This is a genomic window from Faecalibacter sp. (assembly GCF_057177045.1).
The window spans coordinates 1749731-1763150 of the sequence record NZ_CM169987.1 but is presented as its reverse complement, the minus strand read 5'-3'; the positions used below and the strand labels follow the sequence as shown (position 1 = coordinate 1763150).

General features: G+C 34.5%; 8 protein-coding genes. 7 read left to right on the top strand and 1 reads right to left on the bottom strand.

What is annotated here, in order from left to right:
* Nucleotides 1-14: 14 nt before the first annotated feature.
* The 7 genes from AC1QSP_RS08200 to AC1QSP_RS08170 all read left to right on the top strand — a co-directional run bounded on the left by AC1QSP_RS08200 (nucleotide 15) and on the right by AC1QSP_RS08170 (nucleotide 12350).
* The gene (locus tag AC1QSP_RS08200; RefSeq protein ID WP_484078284.1) at nucleotides 15-1871 is read left to right on the top strand and encodes a glycoside hydrolase family 13 protein; all 1857 of its coding nucleotides are present in this window, start codon (nucleotides 15-17) and stop codon (nucleotides 1869-1871) included.
* Between the two features lie 229 nt (nucleotides 1872-2100).
* Entirely contained in the window at nucleotides 2101-4206 is a 2106-nt protein-coding gene (locus tag AC1QSP_RS08195) for a glycoside hydrolase family 97 protein (protein WP_484078283.1), read from the top strand.
* A gap of 341 nt (nucleotides 4207-4547) precedes the next feature.
* A complete protein-coding gene (locus AC1QSP_RS08190) occupies nucleotides 4548-6917 on the top strand; it encodes a glycoside hydrolase family 31 protein (protein ID WP_484078282.1) in 2370 nt (789 codons plus the stop codon).
* Nucleotides 6918-6941: 24 nt separating this feature from the next.
* Nucleotides 6942-8597, top strand: a complete 1656-nt coding sequence (locus AC1QSP_RS08185) for an alpha-amylase family glycosyl hydrolase (protein WP_484078281.1) — start codon at nucleotides 6942-6944, stop codon at nucleotides 8595-8597.
* Between the two features lie 18 nt (nucleotides 8598-8615).
* Nucleotides 8616-9998 (top strand): alpha-amylase family glycosyl hydrolase, encoded by a 1383-nt coding sequence (locus AC1QSP_RS08180; RefSeq protein WP_484078280.1) that lies wholly within the window; start codon nucleotides 8616-8618, stop codon nucleotides 9996-9998.
* Between the two features lie 97 nt (nucleotides 9999-10095).
* The gene (locus AC1QSP_RS08175; protein ID WP_484078279.1) at nucleotides 10096-10608 is read left to right on the top strand and encodes a PepSY-like domain-containing protein; all 513 of its coding nucleotides are present in this window, start codon (nucleotides 10096-10098) and stop codon (nucleotides 10606-10608) included.
* A gap of 146 nt (nucleotides 10609-10754) precedes the next feature.
* Nucleotides 10755-12350, top strand: a complete 1596-nt coding sequence (locus AC1QSP_RS08170) for a class I SAM-dependent methyltransferase (protein ID WP_484078278.1) — start codon at nucleotides 10755-10757, stop codon at nucleotides 12348-12350.
* A gap of 63 nt (nucleotides 12351-12413) precedes the next feature.
* On the opposite strand, the gene AC1QSP_RS08165 is transcribed toward AC1QSP_RS08170, so the two are convergent.
* Nucleotides 12414-13367: a hypothetical protein gene (locus tag AC1QSP_RS08165; RefSeq protein WP_322971781.1), complete on the bottom strand. Its 954-nt coding sequence runs from the start codon at nucleotides 13365-13367 to the stop codon at nucleotides 12414-12416.
* Between the last annotated feature and the right edge of the window lie 53 nt (nucleotides 13368-13420).

Genomic DNA, 13420 nt, shown 5'->3' with positions numbered 1-13420 from the left:
CACAAATTACGAGAATGAAAAAACTATTTATACTAACCTCTTTTCTTTCATCTTTCGCCTTTGCACAAATCCAAAAGGTCGAACCAATGTTTTGGTGGAAAGGAATGAAAAATCCGGAACTACAAATTTTAGTATACGGAAAAGACATTAGTAAATATAACATCGAGTTATCGGACAAAATCCAAATCAAGGACATTACAAAAACAGAAAATCCAAATTATGTTTTTGTAACGGTAAACACAAACGAAATCAATTCGCCATCTTTCAAGATTAACATCAAGAATAAAAACAAGATTGTTGATTCTTATACCTATGAGTTAAAAGAACGTCAGCCAAATTCAGCGAATCGTTCGTCTTTCTCATCAAAAGATGTAGTGTATTTAATTATGCCCGATCGTTTTGCAAACGGAGATGAAAGCAATGATTCGAAAAAAGAATTGCGTGAGAAAGTGAATCGTCAATTGCCAGGTGGTCGTCACGGAGGAGATTTACGAGGAATTATCAACAATTTAGATTATATCCAAAATTTAGGAGCTACTGCAGTTTGGTTAACTCCAGTAAACGAAGACAATGAAAAAGAATATTCGTACCACGGCTATGCCCAAACGGATTTATATAAAATTGATGGACGTTACGGAACAAATGAAGAATACCATGAATTGTCTCAACAATTAAATCAACGTGGAATGTATTTGATTCAAGATTATGTCACGAATCATTGGGGAATTTCACATTGGATGATTCAGGATTTACCGACTAAAGATTGGATTCATACGTTTCCAGAAGGAGAAAATGGTTTCCGTCGTTCAAATTACAGGACAACAACACAATTTGATCCTAATGCATCAGAAATTGATAAAATCGGAGCGTTAAACGGTTGGTTCGATACCACGATGCCAGATATCAATCAAGCGAATCCTTTGGTCTTAAAATACATTACACAAAATGCGATTTGGTGGGTAGAATATGCTGAATTAGGTGGATTGCGTGTGGATACATATCCTTACAATAACAAAGAAGGGATGGCAACTTGGGTAAAAGCAATTACAGATGAATATCCTAACCTGAATGTCGTAGGAGAGGCGTGGATGCATTCGCCGGCTCACGTTTCGTATTGGCAAAGAGATTCTAAAATTGGAGAAATGGCAGGTTACAATTCGAATTTACCTGCGGTAATGGATTTTTCATTGTACGCAAATATGACAAAAGCTTTTCAGGAAGAAGAATCTTGGGATAAAGGTTTGGTGAAAATCTACGAATCATTTACAAATGATTTCTTATATCCAGACATCAATAATTTATTGGTCTTTTTCGAAAATCATGATACGGAACGTTGGAATGAAATTTATAAAGGAGACATTAAGCCATATCAATTAGCAACGACTTTAATCGGAACGGTTCGCGGTATTCCACAAATTTATTACGGCACTGAAATCGGTATGGCGGGTGATAAAAATACTGGTGGAGATGCAGCGATTCGTCAAGATTTTCCTGGAGGATGGAAGAATGATAAACAAAATGCATTCAATCCAAATTCACGAACAGCATCACAAAATGCATTTTATGAATTTACAGCGAAAGTATTCAATTGGCGTAAAAACAAGGAAGTGATTCATTCAGGTAAAACAAAACATTATGCACCAATCCATGATGTCTATGTGTATTTCCGTTACAATGACAACGAATCGGTAATGGTGATTTTAAATAATAAATCGGACAAGCAAACTTTAAAATTGGATCGATTTGTAGAATCCATCAAAGGGTATAATACCGGAAAGGATATTTTATCTGAACAAAATTTCACAATTAATACCAATGGAGAAATTACAATCGATGGTAAATCTTCAATGATTATTGAGTTGAAAAAGTAGTATTAGGTGCAAGTCTTAAGTTATAAGACTTAAGGTAGCCTTCCGTCACTTCGAGTGAATTTTCGAAATGAAAAGCAGAAAATTTGTATCGAGAAGTAAGACGGAAACAAATGAAAAGATAAATCCTATAAGACTAAGCCTATCGAAGTTTTTTTTAGATTCTTCAATAACCTCAGAATAACAAAATCGTACAACGTATAACATCAAACGTAACACGTAAAAAAACAAAATGAAAAAATTAACAACAACTATATTTACTTTACTAGCCATTGGTGCATTAAATGCCCAAACCATAGAATCGCCATCGAAGCAAGTAAAAGTTAACTTCGAATTAACAGCAAATGGTCAACCATCGTATTCGGTAACGTATAAAGGAAAAGAAATTGTAAAACCTTCAACATTAGGTTTCGTTTTAAAAGATACAGAAGCTTTAGAAAACGGATTTACAGTTACAAATTATACGACTAAATCGGTGAACGATGCTTGGCAACCTGTTTTAGGAGAATACAAAGAAATTAAAGATATTCATAACGAAGGTACGTTTCAATTAACGCAAACTTCTACTAACCGAAATGTAAATGTTACGTTTCGAGTTTTTGATGAAGGTGTAGCATTTCGCTATGAATTTCCGAAGCAACAAAACTTAAATTACTTTATCGTTAAAGAAGAAAAAACGCAATTTAATTTAACAGGAGATCACCAAACATTTTGGCTACCTGGTGACTTCGATACACAAGAATATACCTACATCGAATCTAAAATTTCAGGAATCGATCACAGCAAAATTGATATGAATAATGGAATTGGAGTGAAATCAATTGGGAAACCTAATTCAGTTCAAACGCCATTACAAATGAAAACTGCCGACAATATCTATTTGAATATTTTCGAAGCAGCAGTGGTTAATTACCCCGTAATGCATTTAGAATTTGATAAAAATACGTATCAATTCAAATCACATTCTGCGAATAATGCAATTGGTGATATGGCTTATTTACAAGCGCCTTTCAACACACCTTGGCGTACGATAATGGTATCAGATGATGCTCGTGATATTGTAGGAAAAGGTCCACAAATGATTTTAAATTTAAATGAACCCTCAAAAATTGAAGATACATCTTGGATAAAACCCATGAAGTATGTCGGGATTTGGTGGGAAATGCACGTTGGGAAATCAACTTGGGATCGTCAAGGAACTCAAAACGCACAAAACCAAGTCGGGCAAGAGGCAATTAAATTTCCTCACGGCGCGACTACAGAAAATACAAAACGTTACATCGACTTTGCAGCGAAACACGGATTCGACGGAGTTTTAGTGGAAGGATGGAACGAAGGATGGGAAGATTGGTACGGGAACTGGAAAGAAGATGTCTTCGATTTCACAACACCTTATGCTGATTTCGATATCAAAGAGATTTCTGACTATGCAAAATCGAAAGGTGTAAAAATGATTATGCACCACGAAACTTCGGGTTCAGTAGCTAATTATGAACGTCGTTTTGATCGTGCAATGGAGGTAATGAAACAATACGAATACCCTGCAGTAAAAACAGGATATGTTGGTCGAATTATTCCAAGAGGAGAATTCCACGATGGGCAAACGATGGTGAACCACTTCAATTGGACGGTAGAGCGTTTTGCGGAAAATAAAATTTTAGTCAACACGCACGAAAGTTCTCGTCCTTCAGGTTATCACCGTACCTATCCAAACTATATCGCTGCAGAAGCTGGTCGTGGAAACGAATTCAATGCGTGGAGTTATGGAAATCCTCCAGCGCACGAAACGATTTTACCTTTCACGCGTCAGTTAGGTGGTCCAATGGATTATACGCCTGGAATTTTCGAAACAGAAATGAAAGTATATAATGTTGGTCGTGATACAAAAGTGCATACCACTTTAGCGAAACAATTGGCGTTATATGTGACGTTATATTCTCCGTTACAAATGGCGGCTGATTTACCAGAAAACTACGAGAAGTATGCCGATGCTTTCCAATTCATCAAAGATGTAGCAGTAGATTGGGACGATACAAAATACTTAGAAGCTGAACCTGGAGATTATTTAACAGTAGCGCGTAAAGCAAAAGGAACAGAGAATTGGTTTGTAGGTGCAATTACAGATGAAAAAGCTCGTCAGACAGAAATTAAATTAGATTTCTTAGCACCAGGAGTAACGTACGAAGCAACAATTTACCAAGATGCGAAAAATGCACATTGGGATAAAAATCCAAAAGCGTACGACATCAAAAAATTGAAAGTCAATTCAAAATCAAAACTGAAATTGAATTTAGCGGCGAGTGGAGGAACAGCAATTTCGATTTTTCCAATAAAATAAATGAAGTTGTAAGGTATAAGGTATAAGACTTAAGTCATAAGGCTTTTTGATAGGCTTAGAATGACAAAAAAAATGACATCCGATTTGTAGACGAGAGTCAATTCATTGAGAGAAATGTAAAAATGTTTACTGAGCGATAGCGAATGATATAAACATTTTAGTGAAACGAAATGATAATTGACCGTCGAAAATCGAAGTCTTGATTTTTTTGTTTCGTTTTTGTGTCAAGACAAAAATGGAAATTATAATCGTCCAATTTCTCGATACAATTCTTATCAGAATCACTCGAAATGACGATGATCGTAAAACGTAAAACAAACAATGTAAAGCGTAAAAAAAAAATGAAAAAACTAACACTTTCAATCATATTACTTTCTTCTATGGCTTGGGCACAAAATCCCAACCGTAGTTTCCAATCGTACAAAAAAGTACAGAATGGAGTAGAGGTAAAGACGAATGATGGAACTTATTATATACAACCTTATTCAGAAAAAATTGTCGAAACCTCTTTTGTACCGAATGGTCAACAAAGAAAAGATGGTTCTCACACCGTGATTATGAAACCTCAATCTGTTTCGTCTAAAATTAAAGATTCAAAAAAAGAATTAGTGATTGAAACGAAAGGGTTAAAAACGGTGATTAATAAGGCGCCTTTTCAAGTAAAATATTACTACAAAGACAAATTAGTCACTTCTGAAAAGTTAGGGTATCAACAAGTGAACGATTCAACTGAAACGATTCAATTCAACTTAACAAAAGACGAAGCGCTTTATGGTGCTGGAGCTCGTGTGTTAGGAATGAACCGTCGTGGAAATCGATTAGAATTATACAATCGTGCGCACTATGGTTACGAAACGGAATCGAAGTTAATGAACTTTACGATGCCGATTGCGATTTCATCGAATCAATATATGATTCACTTTGATAATGCACCAATTGGATTCTTGGATTTTGATTCGAAAAAAGCAAACGAATTAACATATGAAACGATTTCAGGGAATAAAAAATACCAAGTGGTCGTAGGAGATTCGTGGGCAGATATGGTAAGCAATTATACGAACCTTACAGGGAAACAAGAAATGTTACCACGTTGGGCAATGGGAAATATTGCCTCAAGAATGGGCTACCACGATCAAGCCGAAGTAAAATTTGTGGTGGATAAATTCCGTCGTGATTCAATTCCGTTGGATGGAATCATTTTAGACTTGTATTGGTTCGGAAAAACGGTACAAGGAACAATGGGGAATTTAGATTGGGATAAAGATAATTTCAATCGCCCAGATGAAATGTTAGCTTACAATAAAAAGCAAGGGGTTAAAACGGTTTTAATTACGGAGCCTTTTATTTTAACGACTTCATCGAAATGGAATGAAGCGGTTCAAAAAGATATATTAGCGAAAACAAAAGAGGGGAAACCGTATACGTACGATTTCTATTTCGGAAATACAGGGTTAATCGACATTTTCAAACCAGAAGCAAAAACCTGGTTTTGGAATGTGTACAAGAAATTCATTAATCAAGGAATTGATGGTTGGTGGGGCGATTTAGGAGAGCCAGAAGTTCATCCAAAAGCATTACAACATATCAATGGTTCTGCTGATGAGGTCCATAATATTTATGGATCAGAATGGGCGAAATTGGTATATGATGGTTACAAGAAAGATTTCCCAGAACAACGTCCTTTCATTTTAATGCGTTCGGCTTATTCAGGCGCACAACGTTATGGGATGATTCCGTGGTCGGGTGATGTGAATCGTACGTGGGGAGGACTTCACGGTCAAACCGAAATCAGTTTACAAATGGGAATGCAAGGAATTCCTTATATGCATTCAGATTTAGGTGGATTTGCGGGTAATTACGAAGATGATGAATTGTACACGCGTTGGTTACAATATGGCGTGTTTCAACCGATTTACCGTCCGCACGCCCAAGAAGATGTGCCATCAGAACCAATTTTTAAAAATTTAGCAACGAAAGAATTAGCGAAACAAGCCATTGAGTTACGTTACCAGTTAATTCCTTACAATTATACACTAGTCTACGAGAATAGTATTTCTGGGCAACCATTAATGCGTCCTTTATTCTTCGAAGATAATTCGAACAAAGAATTATTGAATGTTGCGTCGACTTATTTTTGGGGTAAAAACTTTTTAGTGTCTCCAATTGTTGAAAAAGGTTTAAAAACGCAGCAAGTACATTTCCCGAAAGGATCAAACTGGTTTGATTTTTACACGGACGAAAAAGTCGTAGGTGGACAAGTTAAAGCAATAAAAACGGTTGAAAATTCTATCCCAACGTTTGTTCGTGGAGGAAGTTTTATTCCAATGGCGAAATTGGTTCAAACCACAGAAGATTATAACTTAGATGAATTTGAAGTGCATTATTTCTTGGATGAAACTGTAAAGCAATCTTCTGACTATCTTTATAACGATGATGGGAAAACGCCAAATGCTTTTGAAAAAGGATTATTCGAAAAAATTAATTTTACTTCAAAAGTTGAAAAATCATCTGTAAAGATTGAGATAGCAACAGAAAAGGGAAAGAATTACCAAGGTTCTAAGAAGAAAGTAAAATTAGTGATTCATAATGCACCATCTAACTTGAAATTGAATGAAGGTTTAAATGGTACTTATGATGCGGCTAAAAAACAATTTATTGTAGAAGTCGCTTTAGAAGCTGTAGGTAAAACACAAATTAATTTTAGTTTCTAATTCATCCATCAAAACACAAATCCAATGAAAAAAGTATTATTCAGTATAGCGTTAGGAAGTTTGTTTTTGACTTCTTGTTCAAAAACAACTTTACAAAGCACGCAACAAATTTCGAAAAGTGACCAACCATTTGTTTGGAACGGTGCGAACGTATATTTTTTACTAACAGATCGTTTCAACAATGGCGATACAACCAATGATGTCAATTACGGAAGAACGCAAGAAACAGCGAAATTAAGAGGTTTCGAAGGTGGAGATTTACGTGGCGTAATCCAAAAAGTAGAAGAAGGATATTTTACTGATTTAGGTGTAAATGCGATTTGGATGACGCCTTTAGTGGAACAAATTCACGGAGCAGTTGATGAAGGTCAAGGTCCAACCTATGGATTCCACGGGTATTGGACAAAAGATTGGACGACTCTAGACAAAAACTTTGGAACGGAAAAGGATTTAGAAGAATTAGTTAACAAGGCACACGCGAAAGGAATTCGAATTATGTTGGATGCGGTAATCAATCATACAGGTCCAGTAACGGAATTGGATGAGGTTTATCCAGCAGATTGGGTTCGTGTTTCACCACATTGTACGTATGATAATTACGTGAATACAACTTCTTGTACGTTGGTTAAAAACTTGCCAGATATTTTAACCAACAAAGAAGAAGATGTAGCGCTTCCTATGCAATTGTTAGAAAAGTGGCAAAAAGAAGGTCGATTAAAACAAGAAATCGAAGAATTAAATACATTCTTTGCGAAATATAATCTTCCCAAAGCACCGAAATATTACATCATGAAATGGTTGTCAGACTATATTCGTGATTATGGGATTGATGCGTACCGTGTGGATACCGTAAAGCATACAGAAGAAGAAGTTTGGAAAGTATTTGCCGTAATTTGTAAAGATGCGTTTAAGGAATACAAAGAAAATAATCCTCATAAAGTTTTAGACAATAATGAATTTTTCTTGTTAGGAGAAGTGTACAATTATACGATCAATGAAGGGCAGAATTTCTCTTTCCCGGATAAGAAAGTGAATTATTTTGAACATGGATTTGATGCCTTAATCAATTTTGATTTGCGTTCATCACAAAACGAAACCTATCAAAAATTATTCAATCGCTACGATGATATCATCCACAACGAAATGAAGGGTAAAACGGTAATGAATTATATTTCTTCTCATGATGATGGTTCGCCTTATGATAAAGAACGTAAAGATGCTTGGGATGCAGGGACAAAGTTATTGTTAACACCTGGTATTTCTCAAATTTATTATGGTGATGAAACGGCTCGTCCTTTAGTAGTTGAAGGAGCAGAAGGAGATGCGAATCTTCGTTCATTAATGAATTGGGAAGCGATTCAACCTAATTCAGAAACTTTATCATTACTATATCATTACCAAAAATTAGGTCAGTTCCGTAACAATCATCCCGCAGTAGGAGCAGGAAAACAAACCGTATTAAAAGCTGAGCCATATATTTTCCATCGAAAGTATAACGATGACGAAGTGATTATAGCTTTAGATTATTTTAGAGAAGATAAAATGATTGAAGTTGTTGGTTTATGGAAAGATGGAACAAAAGTGCGCGATGCATACTCAGGCATAACATCAGTGGTTAAAAATGGAAGAGTGATGATTTCAACTGCATCAGATGTAGTTTTATTAGAAAGAATTAAATAAAAGGAAAAATATAAACACATGATCAAACAATTTTTAGCTTTAAGTTTAATCGCTGGATTATTTATCACAAGTTGTGGTCAAAAAGATCAAGCAAAAACTGAAGTGGAACAAACGGAACAAAAAGAAGATATTATAGCACCTTTTACCTCTGATATGGCAGAAACTGCTGTAATTTATGAGGTAAATGTTCGTCAATTTTCACCAGAAGGAACATTTGCTGCAGTTACAAAAGAAATTCCGAACATTAAAAAATTAGGGGTTAAAATTCTATGGTTAATGCCTATACATCCAATTGGAGTAGAAAAACGAAAAGAAGGTTTAGGATCTTATTATTCCATTAAAGATTACAGAGGAGTAAATCCTGAATTTGGAACTGCAGAAGATTTAAAAGCTCTAATTGCAGAAGCGCATAAGAATGGGATTTATGTGGTGTTAGACTGGGTTGCGAATCATACGGCTTGGGATCATCCTTGGATGAAATCAAACCCAGATTTCTATGAAAAGGATGAAAAAGGAAACTTTGTGTCTCCATACGATTGGACAGATGTTGTATCATTAGAATATAATAATCCAGCAATGCGTAAAGCTATGATTGGAGATATGAAATATTGGTTGGATGAATTCAACATTGATGGTTTCCGTTGCGATATGGCTCATATGGTTCCGACAGATTTCTGGGCAGAAGCAAAGAAAGATTTAGCGAATGGTCGTGAAATTTTCATGCTAGGTGAAACGGAAGAACCAGAATTACTTAAAAATGGTGTATTTGATGCCGCTTATGGTTGGGAATTACACCACATCATGAATGATATTGCGAAATCGAAGAAAGATGTTTCTGCGATTGATGTATATATGGATAGTATTCAATACAAATGGGAGAAAGATGATTTCAAAATGTTATTTACTTCCAATCATGATGAGAACTCTTGGGCTGGAACGGAATATGAACGTATGGGAGATGCCGTTGAAACTTTTGCTGCACTTACGTATGCTTTACCATCAGTTCCATTAATTTATAATGGGCAAGAAGAAGATTTTAATCGTCGTTTAAAGTTCTTTGTAAAAGATTCAATTGATCGTAACCCAAATGCAAAAATGCGTGGAGTATATAAAAAATTAGGGGAATTAAAAGTAACGAATGAAGCGTTTAATGGAGGAAAAAATGCAGCTTCTTATGAACGTTTAAAAACCTCTGACGACAAATCTATTTTAGCTTTTAAACGTAAGAAGAATGCTGCAGAAGCTTACTTTATAGGAAACTTTACAAAAGCAAATAAAGAGGTGTTAGTACCTGTGTCTGGAACATTCAAGAATTTCATGACGGGTGAACAAGTTAGTTTAGATACCAACAATAAAATTGCTTTAAAACCTTGGCAATACTATATTTTAGTTCAGAAATAAGAAGAATTTAAAGATTATATTTTAAAAGTCGGATAGGAAACTATTCGACTATTTTTATGGTATAAAGATTGAGAAGCATTTGGTAAAACCATTAACTATGAAAAAAATAATATTAAGTCTTGTAATCATTGTATCGATTACTGCTGTTTCGTGTCAACCTAATTCAGAAACTAAACAAACGTATACTGAAATAGAAGATAACGGAACACAGAAAGTGGAAACGGTAGATCGTGATGAATCGCTTATCCAAGAAAACCAATTGCCAGAAAATGCACAGAAATTTATTAAAAATAATTTTGGAAGTGAATCTGTTCAAAACATAATCAAAGAGAAAAATGTAACAGGAGATGAATATAAAGTACAATTAGGAAACGGAATCAAAATTGAATTTAATGCCAATGGCGAATGGAAAGAAGTGAAAGCAGAGCTTCCAAATCAATCTGTAGGTGCATTATTCCTTCCTCAAGTTACGCGTGATTATCTTTCAAAAAATTATCCTGATATTGGAATTGAATCTGTAGACCAGGATGCACAAGGTATCGATATAGAATTGCTAAATAAGGTGGATTTAAAATTTGATCCCCAAGGAAATTTTTTACGTATTGATTAAAAAAAAGCTTCTATTTGAAGCTTTTTTTATAGAATATAATTTACTGAAAATGATTAAATTTAAAATATTTATCTAAAATACTATATTAAACCAATAGAGTTTAAGGTGTATTTGGTTATATTTACGATACAAATCAAGCATTCGCTATGGATAAGAAATTTTTAAGAGCATTAATTTTTAGACACCTAGATGGTATTGTTACAGCGCCAGTGTTAGCGAGTTTAGCCCATAAAGGTGTTCTTCACTATATCGTCGAAAATAAAAAAGTGACACTTTCTCAACTATCCAATCAATTTCAGACTAATGAAGGATATTTAAATGTCGCTTTACGTGTCTTAGCTTCGCAGAATATGTTGAGTTATGCGCTAGATTCCGTTAATGATGTAGTCACAATAGAAGTAAATAAATATTCTGAACGTGCATTTACTAATTATGATATCTACGAAGATTTATACCAATTTTTAAAATTAGATGAAGTTATTAACCGTAAAGATTTTTCGGATGAGTTTTGTAGGCATTGGATTCAATTGTTCGATAAATATGAAAATTATTTGCTAACAAGTAATGACAGTGAATTTGTAGAAAAACCTTTACACTTTCAAATCTGTAAACATATTGAGGGCGTATTAATCGGTCCACTTATCGTTCGTTTAGGAATGAGTGGATTGTTCCATAAATATTTTATGGAAGCTTCTTTCAGTGCGGATGAGTTTCATAAAAATCCCCAACATTTTGAAAAGATCCTAGACCGATTGGTGAAATTAGATTGGTTTACAAAACAAGGCAAGAATTATCAATTCACAGAAACAGGTTTATTCTTTGCCCGTCGCGCCTCTGCATATGGTGTAACTGTATCTTATTTACCTATGTTTTCGAAGCTGGATGATTTAATTTATGGATCACCTTCTAAAATTCGAGAAATTAAGGATGGTGAAGATGAAATTCATGTGGATCGTGAAATGAACGTATGGGGGAGTGGAGGAGCTCATGCTACTTATTTCAAAGTGATTGATGAATTTATCATGGATATTTTTAATCGCCCTTTAGACGAACAGCCAAAGGGAATTTTAGACATGGGATGTGGTAACGGAGCATTATTACAACATCTTTATGAAGTAATCGAACGTTATACTTTACGTGGTCGTCATTTGGATGATTATCCATTATTTTTAGTGGGTGCAGATTACAATCAAGCTGCGTTAAAGGTAACCCGTGCCAACCTGATCAAAAATGATATTTGGGCTAAAGTGATTTGGGGTGATATTGGAGATCCTGAACGTTTGTCAAATGATTTAAAGCAAGATTATAATATCTCTTTAAGTGAATTATTAAATATACGTACATTCTTAGACCATAATAGAATTTGGAGTGATACTTTCGGTACTGATAAAGAAGCAACTTCTACAGGAGCTTATGCTTATAGAGGTAAACGTCTAAGAAATGCAGATGTGGAAGAGAGTCTAAAAATCCATTTACAAAAATGGGCGCCTTACGTTCAACGCTATGGATTATTATTGATCGAATTGCATACGCTAGCGCCACAAATAACATCCAAAAATTTAGGAAATACTGCTGCATCAGCATATGATGCGACGCATGGTTTTTCAGATCAATATATTTTAGAAGTAGATGTATTCCATCGCATTTGTCAAGAAGCAGGATTATCTCCAGATGAAAAGTTATTTAAAAAATTTCCAAATAATGAACTTGCAACCGTAAGTATCAATTATTTGAAAGCATAAAAAAGCGAGGTGAAATTCACCTCGCTTTTTTTAATAAAAAATCTCTAATATTTGTTCCCTGTATTATCTTAAAACTACGTCAGCTTGACTAATTTTAAATCCATTTTGGTAAATGTCAATTTTATATGTTCCAGGTTCAAAGGCAGCATCTTCCCAATCAAAACTTACCGTTTGTCCAGCTCCATTTTGATAGTTAATTCTTACTTTATCAGAGTAAGCTACTTCTTCCCCAGAATGTAATTTTAATGTTCCAGCTTCAGCACCACCAAATTTTCCAATTTGTCCATTCGGTTTACGAATTGCAACATAAATATCTTTTTCTCCACTTACTGCTCGAGAGTTGCGATCAATATCAAAAGATACACGGATTTTATCCACTTTTTTTGCACGATCTTTTGTAACTTCTTTTCCGTTATTACGAACTTTTAAAGGTGCAATTTTGTGGTTAGATACAGAAAGTGTAGAACTTAATTCTTCTTCTTTTTCTTTTGCTACTTGACGTTCAGCAACACGCTCAGTTCTTTCAGTTGTTAAAGCTGTTGAAATACTATCTCGTTCTGTAGTCAATAATGCATTGTTTTTAACTAAAATGGCATTCTCTTTTTCTAAACGAACAATTTCAGATTTATACGTTGAGATTTCAGATTTTAAATTTTTAATCATCGCTTCTGCTTTCTTTAAATCTTCTTTAGAAGCATTCGCGTCATTTAAAATTTTATTAATCTCTTCTTGCTGAATTTGGATATTGTGTTCTTTATTCGCAAGTAATCCATCATTGTCAACAATAGAGCTTTTTAATTGCTCGTATTCGTCTTGTAAATTTTTATAATCAAATTCCAATTGCGTTTTCTCAGATGAGACAGTTGATAATTCTTTAACTGAATTAGCTAAAGTTTCTTGATTGTTTTTATTATCTACAAATTGATAAGCATTAAACCCTAAACTCAATAAAAGTCCTGCTCCTAAAGCAATTGGTAAAATGTTGTTTTTCTGTTTCTGTTCAGTCTGATTTTCCATTGGTAATTAAATTTGTGTTGTTATTTTTACTCCCATAAACATGCAAAATTGAT